This window comes from Agrobacterium genomosp. 13 str. CFBP 6927 (genome assembly GCA_900012615.1).
Taxonomy (GTDB): domain Bacteria; phylum Pseudomonadota; class Alphaproteobacteria; order Rhizobiales; family Rhizobiaceae; genus Agrobacterium.
In genome coordinates this window covers 2,443,808-2,458,816 of sequence record LT009756.1, presented here as the reverse complement: position 1 = coordinate 2,458,816, position 15,009 = coordinate 2,443,808, and the positions used below count along the sequence as shown (strand labels likewise).

Below are 15,009 nucleotides of genomic sequence, written 5' to 3'. Positions count from 1 at the left end.
ATGCGGGTTCCCACCTCACCCAAAAGAGGAGAGACAGAAAGAGAGCTTGATCATGGGTTTCAAAGTTGCAATTGCAGGCGCCACCGGCAACGTCGGTCGCGAAATGCTCAATATCCTGGCCGAACGCGGTTTTCCCGCAGATGAGATCGTGCCGCTCGCTTCCGCCCGTTCGCAGGGCACGGAAGTCTCCTATGGCGATCGCACGCTGAAGGTTTCCAACCTCGAAAACTACGATTTTTCCGACACGGATATTTGCCTGATGTCGGCCGGCGGCGACGTTTCCAAGAAGTGGTCGCCGAAGATCGGCCAGCAGGGCTGCGTTGTCATCGATAACTCGTCCGCATGGCGCTACGATCAGGACGTTCCGCTGATCGTTCCGGAAGTCAATGCCGATGCGGTCGAGGGCTTCACCCGCAAGAACATCATCGCCAACCCGAATTGCTCCACGGCCCAGCTGGTCGTCGCGCTAAAGCCGCTGCATGACTTCGCCAAGATCAAGCGCGTCGTCGTTTCCACCTATCAGTCGGTTTCCGGCGCCGGCAAGGAAGGCATGGACGAGCTGTTCCAGCAGACCCGCGCCGTCTTTGTTGCCGATCCGGTCGAAACCAAGAAGTTCACCAAGCGCATCGCCTTCAACGTCATTCCGCACATCGACGTCTTTATGGAAGACGGCTACACCAAGGAAGAGTGGAAGGTTCTGGCTGAAACCAAGAAGATGCTCGATCCGAAGATCAAGGTAACCTGCACGGCCGTGCGCGTTCCGGTCTTCATCGGCCATTCGGAATCGGTCAATATCGAGTTCGAAAACGAGATCACCGCCGATCAGGCACGTGACATCCTGCGTGAAGCGCCGGGTTGCCTTGTCATCGACAAGCGTGAAAATGGCGGTTACATCACCCCGGTCGAATCCGCCGGTGAGGATGCGACCTATATTTCGCGTATCCGTGAGGATGCGACGGTCGAAAACGGCCTCAACCTGTGGGTGGTTTCCGACAATCTGCGCAAGGGCGCGGCTCTCAACGCCGTCCAGATCGCCGAACTCCTGGTCAATCGTGGTCTCATCAAGCCCCGCAAGGCGGCAGCCTGATACGATTTTTTAAGGTTCGTTAAGTATAACCCGTCTGTTCTGTGTGGGGCAGGCGGGTTTCCTGATTGGCGATGATCACGGCCAGTTTATTTGCAGGCCTAGCTGCCGAAAGGCAATTTAGGCCGCCAAAAGGCAATTTGGCACCTGAATTCATACAGCGGTGACGTTTTGTTCTCGGGATGAGTTCCCGAAAGTATATCGAAGGCAGATTTTGATGCGGGCAATGAAGGCAATTCTGGCTGGTGTGGCCATGGTCTCGGTTTTGGCAGCGACGCCGGTTCTGGCTGCGCAATGCGGCAATACTTCGGCAGGGTTCGAGGCCTGGGTCGGCGCTTTCAAACAGGAAGCGGCGGGCCGCGGCGTCAGCGCTTCGGTGCTTGATCGCGCCTTCTCCGGCGTTTCCTACAACCGGGCCACCATCAGCGCCGACCGCGGTCAGCACAGCTTCAAGCTGTCCTTCGAACAGTTCATGCAGAAGCGCGGCGGTCAGACGATCATTTCGCGCGGCAAGACCATGAAGAAGAACAATGCCTCTCTCTTCGCCTCGATCGAAAGGACTTACGGCGTGCCGGCCGGTCCGCTGCTCGCCATCTGGGGCATGGAAACCGGTTTTGGCAGCTTCATGGGTAACCAGCACACGCTTTCCGCCGTGGCGACGCTTTCCTTCGACTGCCGCCGTTCGGACTATTTCACCGAGCAGCTCTATGCAGCCCTGAAGCTGGTTGGCAGCGGCTCGCTGAACGTCAATGCCAAGGGTGCAGCCCATGGTGAGATCGGCCAGACGCAGTTCCTGCCGTTGAACGTTGTCCGTTACGGCGTCGATTTCGACCGCGACGGACGGATCGATCTCGTGGGTTCGCGCGCCGACGCGCTGGCTTCCACGGCCAATTTCCTTGTCGGCCACGGCTGGCAGCGCGGCGCTGGCTATCAGCAGGGACAGGCAAATTATGCGGCCATCCAGGGCTGGAACGCTGCAAGCGTCTATCAGCAGGCCATCGCCTTCATCGGCAAGGCGATCGACGGCCAATAAGGCTGCTTTCTACGAACTAAAATTTCACTTCCGTCATGCCGGGCTTGATCCGGCACGCAGCCACGGTGCGTCCGGCAAAAGTCTCCCGCATAATCGACGTCATCCTCGGGCTTGACCCGAGGATCCATTGCGCGTCAGGTGTGGATCCTCGGGTCAAGCCCGAGGATGACGAAGGAGAGGTTTGATTGCCAGGCAGGTTGATGGCAACTCAGGACCGTCTCGCTTTCTCTATCTGTTTCAATCACAGATCCGGGCGACGAAAATCACCTGTCTTGCCGTCCATCACCCACAATTCGCCGGTCGAAATATCGAACCAAGCGCCATGCAGCTTGACCTTGCCGGCGGTTTCCTGCGCCTTGACGAAGGGGAAGCCGCGCAGATTGGCGATGGAGTTGCGGATGGAAACCCGTTCCAGCGCCGTCTGGCGCTCCGACGCGGTCATGACATCGTTGCTCTGGATTTGCTCGGCGGCCGACTTGACCATGTTCATCCACTTGCCGATGAAGTCACCCGGCGACAGGGGTTCGAGATTGGGATCGAGCGCGGCCTGAATGCCGCCGCAGCGGCCATGGCCCATGACAACGATATCCTTCACCTTCAGAACCTGAACGGCATATTCGATAGCCGCCGACGTGGCGTGGTACTGCCCGTCCGGCTCGAAGGGCGGCACCATGTTGGCGACGTTGCGGACGACAAAAAGCTCTCCCGGTCCGCAGTCGAAAATGGTTTCCGGCGCCGAGCGGGAGTCACAACAGGCAATGAACAGGGTCTGCGGTTTCTGTCCGGTATCGGCCAGAACGCGGTATCTTTCGCGTTCATCGACATAGCGACCGCTCATGAAGTTCTTGTAGCCGTTGAGAAGGGTTTCCGGAAAATCTTTCATCTATCGCAGTACCGTTATGCTTGGACCAAGATCACGGGGCGAACCTGGTGCGTTGAAGACCAATTCCTGAAGCGCTATTTGCGCTTGCTGCGTGAAGGATGCAAGAGATGACGCATCTGCACCATGGCCATGGGTGTGGAAAGACTTGAAGAATCGGTCTCAAGCGTCAGTTCGTTCATCTCGCGTTTTTTCGTGCGGGCCAGAATTTCGAACACGCTGGCGGTGGCCAGCTGCAGCGCCTTTTCATCATCCAGGCCTTCGAGCAGGCGGGCGAGGAACAGCGCGGACATGAGGTCACCAAGTCCGTTCGGCGCATTCTCTATGGCGCGGTGTTCGGCAAGCAGGGCGTGCCGGCCGCTGAGATAAAGATTGCCGGTGCCGCCCGCCATCATCGGCACGGCCGAGGTGACCAGCATTTTCGGCGGCCCGAGTGCGAGCGCCGCATCCATGATGGCATTGTTGGTTTCAAGCTCGGCGCCGCTCATCCAGGCCAGTTCGTAGCGGTTCGGTGTCGCGACGGTCGCAAGCGGGATGAGGTGATCGCGGATGGCTTCGGCGGTCTCAAGGGGAATGTAAAGGCCGCCCAGATCGCCCATAACCGGGTCGCAGGCATAAATCAGCGCCGGGTTCTTTTCCTTCAGATTGCGGATCAGCCTTGCGACGGCGCGGACCTGTGCGGCGCTTCCGAAATAACCGGTCAGAACGGCTTTGACCTCGCCAATCCATTTGGCGTTTTCAAGATCGGTCATGGCCTTGTCGAAGTCGTCGTCCTGAAAGCGCATCCGCGTGGACGGGCCGTGGCCGGGGTGCCAGGGCATGACGATGGTGGGCACCGCCCAGACCGGATAACCCAGCGTCTCCAGCGCAAAGACCGCTGCGCGATTGCCGACGGAACCACGCATGACGTGGCTGGAAATGACGATGACGGCGCCTTGGGTATTTTCCTGCATCACGGCCTTCTTGCTTTCAAACATCGCAGAAAGCCCGCAAGAACCCCTGCCTAAAGATCAAGATGCGCTCTCATGACATATCGCAAGGCCGGTTTCCACCGTTAATCCCGCAAGGGTCTGTCCCGCAAAAGGATGGGCGGGAAGCTTGGGTTCCGCTCACCGACCGCGTCTGCATCGCCGGGTTGGGATCGCTGGACAGGCAAACCGCTCAACCATTCCGTTTAGGCATCGGGTTTTCCGAAAACCGCGATACACTTTTCGGCCCGATGCCCTATAGTTGCATCATGCTCGATCTCGTCATCGCCTATTGGCCGCATATCCTTGCCGTTCTCTCCATTTTGATGGGAACAGTGGCAGCCGTGCATGCAACCATGACGAAGGAGGAGGTCCGCTCGGCGCTTGGCTGGGTCGGCGTCATCGTCCTGTCGCCGATTGTCGGTGCCGTCATCTATGCCATTGCCGGCATCAACCGCATTCGCCGGTCCAACATCACCCAGCAGCGATCCTTCATGCTGGACGAGATCATGGATCGCGTGGCGCGTCTCGATGCGAGCGGCGAACTCATCGCCGCGCGGTTCGGACGCCGTTTCGAGGCGATGAAGACGCTGGGTGACCGGGTGACGCGCCATGCGCTGACAACGGGAAACACAATCGAGCCGCTTGTGACCGGTGATGCCGCTTATGCCGCCATGCTGGAAGCGATCGGGGAGGCGAAGCGGTCGATCATTCTCGAAACATATATTTTCGACAATGACAGGATCGGTGCGCGCTTTGTGGCGGCGCTGGAAAGGGCGAAGTTTCGCGGCGTTGAAGTCAGGGTGCTCATCGATGCCGTGGGTGCGCGTTATTCCGTACCGAGCATTCTGCCGACGCTCAGGGAAAAGGGCATCGTCGCCGATGTCTTCAACGGCAATGTCATCATGGGGCTTCGGCTGCCCTATGCCAATCTGCGGACCCACCGCAAGATTCTCGTGGTGGACGGACGCATTGCCTTTAGCGGCGGCATGAATATCCGCGAGGGTTTCACACTGGAATTCGGCGGCGAAAAACAGTCGCACGACACCCATTTCAGGATCAGCGGCCCGGTGGTATCGGATTTTTTCTCCATCGCGGCGGAGGACTGGCGGTTCACGACGGGGGAGCTTCTTGATACGCCCGTCTGGGACATTGCCATTCCCGATGGTGTGCCGGGATCGCAGATCGTCGCCCGGGTATCCTCCTCCGGGCCGGACAGGAGCATCGAGACCAGTCACAAGATGCTGATGGGTGCGTTTTCCGTCGCCCGCTCCTCCATTCTCATCATGTCGCCCTATTTTCTCCCCGATCGGGAGCTTATTTCGGCACTCATTACCGCAGCGAGGCGGGGGGTCGTGGTGGATATCATCGTGCCGCAAAGCAACAATCTGGTGCTGGTGGACAGGGCGATGACGGCGCAGTTCGACCAGATGCTGAAGAATTACTGCCGCATCTGGCGGGCAACGGGAGCTTTCAACCATTCCAAGCTTCTGGTGATCGACGGGTGCTGGACCTATATCGGTTCTTCCAACCTCGATCCGCGTTCCCTGCGGCTGAACTTCGAGATCGATCTTGAAGTCATGGATAAGGAATTCGCCGCGACGATCGGAAACCGCATCCGCGATGCGCGGGCAACCGCTTTACCTGTCCGGCTGAGCGAACTGAATGCGCGGCCATTCGTTGTCCGTTTAGTGGAGCGTGTCCTTTGGCTCGCTTCGCCCTATCTTTAGTCGGAGGCATTGCAGCGTGAAGAAAAACGGTTTGCTGAACAGCGAAAAAACGGCTCTGGCGGCGAATAGCAGTTTGCCCGCCTTCGTCATGCAGTCGCTCCGCGACCGTCGCCAACGGCAGAATGCGGTGCAGGCGGGAAAAGATCATTCCTTCCCCGTCATCGCTTCCTACAATGTGCATAAATGTGTGGGCCGCGACCGCAAGTTCGATCCGGATCGCACCAGCCGCGTCATTCAGGAAATCGGCGCGGACATCATCGCGTTGCAGGAAGCTGACAGCCGTTTCGGCGAGCGAACGGGCCTGCTCGATCTTGCCCGGCTGGAGCGGGAAAGCGGGCTCGTTCCCGTGCCGGTACAGGCTGGCGTCAAGGCGCATGGATGGCACGGCAATGTCGTGCTGTTCCGGGAAGGCGCGGTGCGGGATGTTCATACGTTGAAATTGCCGGGGCTCGAGCCGCGCGGTGCGCTTGTGGTGGAACTCGACCTGAAGAGCGGCGGCACGCTGCGCATCATCGCCGCGCATTTCGGTCTTCTGAGACATTCCCGCGCCCAGCAGGCCAAGGCGCTTATCGGCCTTCTGGAAGCGCGCAACGAATGCGCGACCATTCTGATGGGAGACCTGAATGAATGGCGGCTCGGCAATGGCTCGTCGCTCAATACGTTCAGGGACGCCTTCGGAGGCCTGCCGCCCGCGGTGCCGAGTTTTCCATCCAACCTGCCGGTGCTGGCGCTCGACAGGATCATCGCCAATCGCGAAGGGCTGATCGAGCAGGTGGAAGCGCATGACAGCGCGCTGGCGCGTGTCGCCTCGGACCACCTCCCACTGAAAGCGGCGATCCGGACCGACCTTCTTCCGACCTAAGTTCCCGCAATATCAGGTAAAGCGTTCAGAGCCTGTGCGCTGCTGTGAGGTGGCTGCGCGAACGGGCTTCCAGCAACGATATGCGAATGGCCTCCATCAGCCGCTCGCGGTTGTTTCTGGTCTTGCCCCTGTCCAGATTCTGCGCGGAAAGCGCCAAGTCCAGACCTTCATGCATCACTATCGAATAGGCAACGGTTGTCGCCCAGGATTCGTAATCCTGCTCCATCATGTAGCCCCTGAACTAAATCATTTAGTCCGAATCACCCTGTTCTTGGAAATTACCACAAAATACAAAGCATAAAATAGCATTGTTTCTTTTGATTTTCGTCAATGCGGCTGAATATATTAAATTCCCGGAGCTTCTATTGAGATGCAATGTCCGGATTGTTGTCGCTTAAGTATTTGAAACGGATTCTATTTCAGAAAAATCGCATGAACGTTTTGTGTCATGAAAAACGCCGCGCATCGGGGGGATGCGCGGCGGGCTTGCGTCGAAGGTTGCGGTGGATGGGAGTGTGGTTTCAGCCGGCCTTTTCGAGCTTGTAGTCCGAATTGGCCGGTTCTTCCTGCTTGTGCTGGATGAGCGGACGGTTGCCCGCCAGCTTGCGAACCAGCACATAGAATACCGGTGTCATGAAGATGCCGAAGAACGTCACGCCGATCATGCCGGAGAACACCGCGACACCCATGGCGGCGCGCATTTCCGCACCCGCACCGGTGGAGACGACCAGCGGCACCACGCCCATGATGAAGGCGAGCGAGGTCATCAGGATCGGGCGCAGGCGAAGCCGGCTTGCCTCGATGGCCGCCTGAAGCGGCGTTCGTCCTTCGAATTCCAGCTCCCGGGCGAATTCCACGATCAGGATCGCGTTTTTCGCCGAGAGACCGACAAGGACGACAAGGCCGATCTGCGTAAAGATGTTGTTATCCCCTCCCGTCAGCCAGACGCCTGTCAGGGCTGCAAGTACGCCAAGTGGTACGATCAGGATGATGGCGATCGGCAATGTGAGGCTTTCATATTGCGCGGCCAGAACCAGATAGACCAACAGCAACGCCAGCGGGAAGACCACGATGCTGGAGTTACCGGCCAGAATCTGCTGGTAGGTCAGGTCCGTCCACTCGTAGTCAATGCCGGCAGGCAGGGTTTCAGCGAGGATTTTTTCAATCGCCGCCTGCGCCTGTCCCGAGGAGTAACCCGGTGCCGGACCGCCGTTGATATCGGCCGCAAGGAAGCCGTTATAACGGTTGGTGCGCTCCGGTCCTGTCGTTGCATCCACCTTCAGCAGCGTGGAAAGCGGGATCATCTGACCCGTTGCCGAACGCACCTTCAGGCGGCCGATATCTTCCGCATGGGCGCGGAATTGCGCGTCTGCCTGCACACGCACGCTGTATGTCCGTCCGAAGGCGTTGAAGTCGTTGACGTAGAGCGAACCCAGATAGATCTGCAGCGTCTGGAAGACGTCGCTGACCGAAACGCCCAGCTGCTCGGCCTTGGCGCGGTCGAGATCGGCGAAGAGTTGCGGCACGTTGATCTGGTAGCTGGAGAAGATGCCCGCCAGCTCCGGCGTCTGATAGGCCTTGGCGATGACCGCCTTGGTCGCTTCATCGAGCGCCTGATAGCCGTAGCCGGCGCGGTCCTCGATCTGCAGCTTGAAGCCGCCTGTCTGGCCGAGGCCGTTGACCGGCGGCGGCGGGAACATGGCGATGAAGGCATCCTGAATGCCTGCGAACTTCTGGTTCAGCTGCATGGCGATGGCGCCACCGGAGAGTTCCGGCGTCTTGCGGTTTTCGAAGTCATCGAGAACAGCAAAGACGATGCCGGAATTGGAGCCGATGGTGAAACCGTTGATCGACAGGCCGGGGAAGGCGATGGCGTGGCTGACGCCCGGCTGTTCCATGGCGATGTCGCTCATCCGCTTGATGACACTTTCCGTGCGGTCAAGCGTTGCGCCGTCCGGAAGCTGTGCGAAGCCGATCAGGTACTGCTTGTCCTGCGCCGGCACGAAGCCGCTCGGAACGGTGCTGAACATGCTGTAGGTGGCTGCGACCAGCGCCATATAGACGATCATCACCAGGCTCTTGCGCGTCACCAGCCCGCCCACGGTTTTGCCGTAGCCATTGGAGGCGGCCCCGAAGGCGCGGTTGAAGCCACGGAAGAACCAGCCGAAAAGCCGGTCCATGACGCGGGTCAGCCAGTCTTTCGGTGCGCCGTGTTCCTTCAGCAGCAGGGCTGCCAGAGCGGGCGACAGCGTCAGCGAGTTGATCGCCGAAATGACGGTGGAGATGGCGATGGTCAGCGCGAACTGCCGGTAGAACTGGCCGGAAAGGCCTGAAATAAAGGCGAGCGGCACGAAGACGGCGACCAGAACCAGCGCAATGGCGATGATCGGCCCGGACACTTCGCGCATCGCCTTATAGGTGGCGTCACGTGGCGAGAGGCCGTTTTCGATGTTTCGCTCGACGTTTTCAACGACCACGATGGCGTCATCCACCACGATGCCGATGGCGAGCACGAGCCCGAACAGCGTCAACGCGTTGATGGAGAAGCCGAAGGCATACATGACGGCGAAGGTGCCGATGATCGAGACCGGAACGGCGATCAGCGGAATGATCGAGGCGCGCCAGGTCTGCAGGAAGAGGATGACGACAAGCACCACGAGGCCAACGGCCTCGAGGAGTGTATCGACAACCTTCTCGATGGAGGAGCGTACGAATTTCGTCGTATCGTAGACGATCTCGTATTTCACACCGTCAGGCATTGCGAGCTGCAGATTGTCCATTGTGGCGCGGACATTGTCGGCGATTTCGATGGCATTGGAGCCGGGAGCCTGCAACACGGCGACAGCCACGGCGGGTTCGCCGTCGAGCAGCGAGCGCAGCGTATAGTCGGCAGCGCCGAGTTCGATGCGGGCGACATCGCGCAGGCGGGTGATTTCACCGTTGGCGCCGCTCTTGACGATGATGTTGCCGAATTCTTCCGGCGTCGTCAGACGGCCCTGGGCATTGACGTTGAGCTGCAGATCGACGCCGTTCGGGCTTGGGGAGGCACCGATAACGCCGGCTGCGGCCTGCACGTTCTGCTGGCGGATGGCATCGGAAACGTCGCTGGCGGCCAGATCATGCTCGGCGACCTTCTGCGGGTCGAGCCAGACGCGCATGGAATAGTCGCCTGCGCCGAAGACCTGAACCTGACCTACGCCTTCGATACGGGCAAGCCGGTCCTTGACGTTCAGCGTCGCATAGTTGCGCAGATAGGTGATGTCATAGGCATCGGTCTTCGAGACGAGGTTGACGACCATGATGAAGTCGGGCGAGCTCTTGACGGTGGTGATGCCAAGTGCGCGGACTTCCGCCGGCAGGCGCGGTTCGGCCTGCGACACGCGGTTCTGCACCAGCTGCTGCGCCTTGTCGGGGTCGGTGCCGAGCTTGAAGGTAACGGTCAGCGTCAGCACGCCGTCGGAGGTTGCCTGGCTGCCCATATAGAGCATGTCCTCGACGCCGTTGATCTGTTCTTCAAGCGGTGTCGCGACGGTTTCAGCGATAACGGCCGGGTTCGCGCCGGGATAGGTGGCGCGGACGACGACGGATGGCGGAACGACTTCCGGATATTCGGAAATCGGCAGGGCGCGCATGCCAAGAAGGCCTGCCACCACGATCAGGATCGACAGCACGCCGGCGAACACCGGCCTGTCGACAAAAAATCTGGAAATATTCATATCCAGTCCCTCTCCGGGTATATTTTGGAAATGCAAAGGCCGTTCCGGCGGCTTTTATGCCGCCGGTTCTGGCCGGTTCTGTGTAGAGTGCGTCTCGCGGGGGAGCGGGACGGGATTACTGCGAGGCGGCGACCTTGTCTTCCGCCTGCGGGGCGATGGTGGCGCCGGGGCGAATGCGCTGCAGACCGTTGACGACGATCGTATCGCCGGCGGCAAGACCGCTGTCGATGATACGCTGGCCATCGGCCGGTGCGCCGGGCTTGATCTGGCGGTAGCTCACCTTGTTTTCGGCATCGACCACGAAGACGAAGCGCTTGTCCTGATCCGTGCCGATGGCGCGATCACTGATGACGATGCGGTTTTCCGGCTTGGGTTCACCCATGCGTACCCGCACGAACTGACCCGGAATGAGCCTGCCGTCAGGATTTTCGAAGACCGCGCGGACACCGATGGTGCCGCTTGCCGAATCCACCTGGTTGTCGATCAGGTGCAGCGTGCCCTTGATCGGCGTGCCTTCATCCGAAAGCGTGCCGATTTCCACCGGGATCTGTTCGAGGGCGGGCAGCGCGCCGTCCGTCTGCGGCAGTTCGGCAAGCGCCTTGGCCACGACGCCTTCGCTGGCGTTGAAGCTGGCATAGATCGGGTTGACCGATACCAGCGTCGTCAGGGCAGGCGAGGTGGAGCCGGCGGCGACGAGGTTGCCGGCGGTGATTTCGATGCGGCCGACCTTGCCGGAAACCGGGGCGCGGATTTCGGTATAACCGAGATCGAGCTCAGCCGTCGTCAAAGCGGCGCGGGCGGCGCGAAGCTGGGCTTCGGCATCCGCAAACGAGCTTTGCCGCTGGTCGAGATCGCTCTGGGAGATGGTGCGATTGTCGGAAAGCCTGCGGCCACGGTCGAGTTCGGTCTTTGCAAGGCTTACCTTGGCTTCGGCCGAGGCGACCTGCGCTTCGGCGCCGGCGACGGCAGCCTGATAGGGGGCCGGATCGATGGTGAAGAGGGCGTCGCCTTCCTTCACCAGCGCGCCTTCGCGGAAATGCACGGCCTGTATCTGGCCGGCGACGCGGGAGCGGATCTGCACCCGGTCGACGGCTTCCAGACGGCCGGAAAACTCTTCCCAGCGCATGACGTCACGGCTTTCCACCTTGGCGACGGTAACGGGGATTGCGGGCGTTTCGGCAGGCGTGGAGGCAGCTGTCGCATCGCGGCTGGCGGGGAGGTCGAAAATGAGTGCTGCGGCTGCAACGGACATAGCAAGCCCGATACCGGCGCCCGTCAGGGCCCGGCGCTTTGTGGTCAGCGTCATGGGTTTCTCCTTGGCTCCGATCAGGAGCCGATCAGTTTCTCTATCTCTTTGTTTTGTCGCATGATCCGGAGGTAAAACCGCTACGCACTTTTACGGGACATGCTCAAAATACGGTATTCAGTGTCTTATCTGGTCAACGAAGGTCTTGAACTCCGAACAGACGGATGAGACCCATCCGCCGCCCTCTCCTTGATAAAGCCCCGTCCAGCCGATGCCGGCGGGGAAAACATGCTGCCGGACGCCGACACCGGAGGCGATGAGCCTGTCGGCATAACCGACCGTTTCGTCGCGCAGAGGGTCGTCCTCGGCGGTAAAGATCAGCGCCGGCGCCACCCGGTTCAGCCGCGTACACTGGCAGGGCGCGGCATAGGGGTGGAAAAACCCGCAGGCCTTGGCAAGGTAATGGCTCCAGCCATCGGCCCACCTTTGGCGCATGCCGATCCTGTCCGCGTCGCGGAAGGATTCCGTCGTCATCATCGGGTCGATCATGGGCGACAGAAGTATCTGACCGGCAAGCTTGCCAGGCATGCGGTCCCGGGCCTTGAGCGCAAGTCCCGCCGCCACATTGCCGCCTGCCTCTTCACCGGCCACGAACAGCAGCGATTTCGCGCCGCCATAATGCTTGCGATCCCGGCTCAGATGATCGAGCGCCTCATAGGCGCAATCGATCACCATCGGAAATTCGTTGCCGGAAGGCTTGCTATAGTCAGCCTCGACAACGATCGCACCACATTCCGCCAGGGCGCGGGCCACGGGAAGCTCCGGGCAATTGCCGCCCTTCTCCAGAAACGAACCGCCCCGCAAATAAAGGACGACGGGCGGGTGGCTGCACAGGCCGGCGCTTTCATATCGGCGCACCGAAAGCCCCGATGCGGAGCCTCCGCAGCTTTCGATATTTTCCCAATGCGCTTTCATCTGATCCGGTCCCGTCAGCCGCCGTTGGCAGCTCACCATATTTGCAAAATCTGAAATGCATATTATTGTTCGGACGAAAACGATCAAGTATGTCAAAATGAATTCACTATTCCAAATTAACGGACAATAGCTTCATGGATCAGCTTTCCGCCATGCGGGTCTTCACACGTGTCGTCGAAACCGGCAATTTCAGCCGTGCCGCCACCGCGCTGAACATGCCCAAAACCACCGTCACCAATATGGTGCAGGCGCTGGAGGCGCATCTGCAAACAACGCTTCTCAACCGCACCACGCGGCGGGTGATGCTGACGACGGACGGCGCTCTCTATTATGAGCGGGCCTCGCAGATTTTGTCGGAAATCGAAGAACTTGATGGCAGCATGTCCAGCGCTCAGGTTCAACCCTCCGGCCGATTGCGGGTGGAGATGGCCGGTGTCTTCGCGGACTTGGTGGTTATCCCACATCTCTGCGAATTTTACCAGCGTTATCCGCAAATCCGTCTCGACCTGGGTGTCGGAGATCGTCTGGTCGATTATATCGCGGAAAATGTCGATTGCGCGCTCCGGGTCGGCGTGCTGCGCGATCAGTCGCTGATTGCCCGTAAAGTCGGCGAGCTCAGCTTCGAGACATTCGCAGCCCCTTTTTACATCGAAAATTTCGGCATGCCCGAGAAACCAGAGGATTTGGAGAACGGCCACTATTCCGTGGGCTACCTCAATGCCACCACGGGCCAGATCATGCCGATCTCCTTCGACAATGGGGTTCGAAGTGTTGAGCTTACGCCCAATTACGTCGTGTCGGTAAATGACAGTCGCACCTATCTCAATGCGGCGCTGGCGGGTATGGGCATCGTGCAATTGCCGGTTTTCATGGTCAAGGATGCCTTGGCGCGCGGCGAACTGGTACCGGTTCTGCCGGAATGGCGGCGCGAACCGATGCCGATTTATGTGGTCTATCCGCAGACACGGCACGTCACCAACAAAGTCCGGGTCTTTGTCGACTGGCTGGCAAAGCTGGTTCACGGCATGGTTTGAGATCAGCTGCCGCCCGGTCCTTGCGGCGACAAAACTAATGGCAGCACGCGAACATGCGCGGCCATGTGTTCATTGCCGGCGAAAACGGCGTGCGAGTGCTTGCGCGGCTGCGCATCACTGAGACATTTGGAGAGAAATTGTCCGTCTGATCTGGAAAACTGGAGCGGGCGAAGGGATTTGAACCCTCGACCCCAACCTTGGCAAGGTTGTGCTCTACCCCTGAGCTACACCCGCTCAAAAACCGCTGGTCCGGGGTAGTTCGCTGGACTGCGGGCCGCCGAAGCGGCGACGGGTGCTATATCGCTCAATCGATTTTGGAATGCAATAGCTTCTTTGCGGTTTTGGCGGAAATTCCTCTGTCGCACATCATTATCCGGGCATGGTGAGCGAAGCCGTCCAAAATACCGGGCTTGCCGGTGAAGCCATTGTTAAAATTGATCTTTGCAGCTTTGTCTTTGGCTGGCACATGTCGTGTAACAGAAAAAATCACCTATTTACATTTGGTTAAAATCTGATTCGACAAGTGATTCGTTCGGGTGTACAAATTCCCTGTCCACAAGAAAAATCGAAACGATATTGGGAACGATACTTGGCATATCATCATCGGGAGGATGAGCCTTGTCGTACGCAGCTTTTGAACGGGTTGGCGCACAATTGTCGCCAGAGCAGATCACCGATCTGCAGACTATTTTCGATGGCGTATGTTTCGAATGCTTTCAAGACCGCAGCAGCCATGTTGCCAATGAGTGCGCGGCGGTTTTGATCCGCAGCGCCCAGCGCGGCATTCTCGACCACGAGATGTTGCGCGATATCGGTCTTGCGGTTTTACGTCGGCACTGATTGCGCCATATCGCAATAAAAAAGCGCCCGAGCATCTCGGGCGCTTTCGTGTGTGTTGTGGCGGCCGCTTCCGGCTCAGCTCTTCTCCTGAACATGCGCTTCGAGGAACCACAGCGACTTGTCGAGATCGCGCGAGGCGGCGGTGAAGATATCAGCCGTCGTCGGGTCGCCGGCCTCGTCGGAATCGTCGATGGCCTTGCGGATCATGTTCGCGACCTCGCCATAACGTTCGATCAGTTCTTCGAGATGGTCGTGGATCTTGTAGATATCGGTCGGATAGGCCTTGAGCTTCGTCGTCGAGGAAATCGATTGCAGGCTGCCGAGCGCCGTGCCGCCAAGCTGGACCACACGTTCGGCGATGGTGTCGCCGTGATTGTCGAGCTGGGTGCGGAAGGTGTCGAGAAGCTCATGCACGGCGATGAATTGCGGGCCCTTGAGGTTCCAGTGCGCCTGCTTGGTGATGAGTGCAAGGTCGATCACCGAGGCCAGCGATTCGTTGAGAATGCCGATCACGGTCGACTTGGCGTTGGAAGGCAGGTCGTTCTTCGTCTTGTGCGTCTTCATCGATGTCTCCTGAAGTTGCGGACGGAATGCCGCTTTGGAAAAGTCCGTCGTTTAACGTCCTGGCCTGAGGCCCTGTT

The 15,009-nt window shown here is 59.3% G+C and carries 13 protein-coding genes and 1 tRNA gene; 6 read left to right on the top strand and 8 right to left on the bottom strand.

Features of this window, described 5'->3' with window-relative positions:
* The first annotated feature begins 52 nt into the window (after positions 1-52).
* Positions 53-1,087, top strand: coding sequence for an aspartate-semialdehyde dehydrogenase (locus AGR13A_RS12270; RefSeq protein ID WP_035224470.1), 1,035 nt, complete (start codon positions 53-55; stop codon positions 1,085-1,087).
* A gap of 214 nt (positions 1,088-1,301) precedes the next feature.
* Positions 1,302-2,117, top strand: a complete 816-nt coding sequence (locus tag AGR13A_RS12265; RefSeq protein ID WP_080835861.1) for a lytic murein transglycosylase — start codon at positions 1,302-1,304, stop codon at positions 2,115-2,117.
* A gap of 241 nt (positions 2,118-2,358) precedes the next feature.
* On the opposite strand, the gene AGR13A_RS12260 is transcribed toward AGR13A_RS12265, so the two are convergent.
* Both AGR13A_RS12260 and pdxY read right to left on the bottom strand, forming a co-directional pair.
* A complete protein-coding gene (locus AGR13A_RS12260; RefSeq protein ID WP_035224474.1) occupies positions 2,359-3,000 on the bottom strand; it encodes a carbonic anhydrase in 642 nt (213 codons plus the stop codon).
* Between the two features lie 74 nt (positions 3,001-3,074).
* The gene (gene pdxY, locus AGR13A_RS12255; protein ID WP_035224685.1) at positions 3,075-3,950 is read right to left on the bottom strand and encodes a pyridoxal kinase PdxY; all 876 of its coding nucleotides are present in this window, start codon (positions 3,948-3,950) and stop codon (positions 3,075-3,077) included.
* Positions 3,951-4,234: 284 nt separating this feature from the next.
* Between pdxY and AGR13A_RS12250 the strand changes: the two genes are divergently transcribed.
* Together AGR13A_RS12250 and AGR13A_RS12245 are read left to right on the top strand one after the other, a co-directional pair.
* Positions 4,235-5,695 (top strand): phospholipase D-like domain-containing protein, encoded by a 1,461-nt coding sequence (locus AGR13A_RS12250; RefSeq protein ID WP_080836825.1) that lies wholly within the window; start codon positions 4,235-4,237, stop codon positions 5,693-5,695.
* Between the two features lie 16 nt (positions 5,696-5,711).
* Entirely contained in the window at positions 5,712-6,557 is an 846-nt protein-coding gene (locus AGR13A_RS12245) for an endonuclease/exonuclease/phosphatase family protein (RefSeq protein WP_035224477.1), read from the top strand.
* Positions 6,558-6,582: 25 nt separating this feature from the next.
* Here the strand turns inward: AGR13A_RS12245 and AGR13A_RS12240 are convergent, their stop codons facing one another.
* The 4 genes from AGR13A_RS12240 to AGR13A_RS12225 form a co-directional block, all read right to left on the bottom strand.
* Entirely contained in the window at positions 6,583-6,786 is a 204-nt protein-coding gene (locus AGR13A_RS12240; protein WP_167377486.1) for a hypothetical protein, read from the bottom strand.
* Positions 6,787-7,078: 292 nt separating this feature from the next.
* Positions 7,079-10,273 carry an efflux RND transporter permease subunit gene (locus tag AGR13A_RS12235; RefSeq protein WP_035224484.1) on the bottom strand — a complete coding sequence of 1,065 codons (3,195 nt, stop codon included), beginning with the start codon at positions 10,271-10,273 and terminating at the stop codon, positions 7,079-7,081.
* A gap of 115 nt (positions 10,274-10,388) precedes the next feature.
* Positions 10,389-11,579 (bottom strand): efflux RND transporter periplasmic adaptor subunit, encoded by a 1,191-nt coding sequence (locus tag AGR13A_RS12230; protein ID WP_080835857.1) that lies wholly within the window; start codon positions 11,577-11,579, stop codon positions 10,389-10,391.
* Positions 11,580-11,696: 117 nt separating this feature from the next.
* On the bottom strand, positions 11,697-12,494 hold the full coding sequence (locus AGR13A_RS12225) for an alpha/beta hydrolase fold domain-containing protein (protein ID WP_080836819.1): 798 nt from the start codon (positions 12,492-12,494) through the stop codon (positions 11,697-11,699).
* A gap of 134 nt (positions 12,495-12,628) precedes the next feature.
* Here AGR13A_RS12225 and AGR13A_RS12220 point away from each other — a divergent pair, with 134 nt between their 5' ends.
* Positions 12,629-13,528, top strand: coding sequence for a LysR family transcriptional regulator (locus AGR13A_RS12220; protein ID WP_035224493.1), 900 nt, complete (start codon positions 12,629-12,631; stop codon positions 13,526-13,528).
* A 159-nt stretch (positions 13,529-13,687) separates the two neighbouring features.
* On the opposite strand, the gene AGR13A_RS12215 is transcribed toward AGR13A_RS12220, so the two are convergent.
* Positions 13,688-13,762: transfer RNA gene (locus tag AGR13A_RS12215), tRNA-Gly, on the bottom strand.
* Between the two features lie 384 nt (positions 13,763-14,146).
* Between AGR13A_RS12215 and AGR13A_RS12210 the strand changes: the two genes are divergently transcribed.
* Complete coding sequence (locus tag AGR13A_RS12210) at positions 14,147-14,368, top strand: hypothetical protein (RefSeq protein WP_003522612.1); 222 nt, start codon at positions 14,147-14,149, stop codon at positions 14,366-14,368.
* A gap of 75 nt (positions 14,369-14,443) precedes the next feature.
* Here the strand turns inward: AGR13A_RS12210 and dps are convergent, their stop codons facing one another.
* Positions 14,444-14,932, bottom strand: coding sequence for a DNA starvation/stationary phase protection protein Dps (gene dps / locus AGR13A_RS12205; protein ID WP_080835854.1), 489 nt, complete (start codon positions 14,930-14,932; stop codon positions 14,444-14,446).
* Between the last annotated feature and the right edge of the window lie 77 nt (positions 14,933-15,009).

What these genes read in the sequence shown, in the direction of transcription:
- AGR13A_RS12270 (WP_035224470.1), top strand. Translation starts at nt 53, where the DNA reads ATGGGTTTCAAAGTTGCAATTGCAGGCGCCACCGGCAACGTCGGTCGC.
- AGR13A_RS12265 (WP_080835861.1), top strand. Translation starts at nt 1,302, where the DNA reads ATGCGGGCAATGAAGGCAATTCTGGCTGGTGTGGCCATGGTCTCGGTT.
- AGR13A_RS12260 (WP_035224474.1), bottom strand. Translation starts at nt 3,000, where the DNA reads ATGAAAGATTTTCCGGAAACCCTTCTCAACGGCTACAAGAACTTCATG.
- pdxY (WP_035224685.1), bottom strand. Translation starts at nt 3,950, where the DNA reads ATGCAGGAAAATACCCAAGGCGCCGTCATCGTCATTTCCAGCCACGTC.
- AGR13A_RS12250 (WP_080836825.1), top strand. Translation starts at nt 4,235, where the DNA reads ATGCTCGATCTCGTCATCGCCTATTGGCCGCATATCCTTGCCGTTCTC.
- AGR13A_RS12240 (WP_167377486.1), bottom strand. Translation starts at nt 6,786, where the DNA reads ATGATGGAGCAGGATTACGAATCCTGGGCGACAACCGTTGCCTATTCG.
- AGR13A_RS12235 (WP_035224484.1), bottom strand. Translation starts at nt 10,273, where the DNA reads ATGAATATTTCCAGATTTTTTGTCGACAGGCCGGTGTTCGCCGGCGTG.
- AGR13A_RS12230 (WP_080835857.1), bottom strand. Translation starts at nt 11,579, where the DNA reads ATGACGCTGACCACAAAGCGCCGGGCCCTGACGGGCGCCGGTATCGGG.
- AGR13A_RS12225 (WP_080836819.1), bottom strand. Translation starts at nt 12,494, where the DNA reads ATGAAAGCGCATTGGGAAAATATCGAAAGCTGCGGAGGCTCCGCATCG.
- AGR13A_RS12220 (WP_035224493.1), top strand. Translation starts at nt 12,629, where the DNA reads ATGGATCAGCTTTCCGCCATGCGGGTCTTCACACGTGTCGTCGAAACC.
- dps (WP_080835854.1), bottom strand. Translation starts at nt 14,932, where the DNA reads ATGAAGACGCACAAGACGAAGAACGACCTGCCTTCCAACGCCAAGTCG.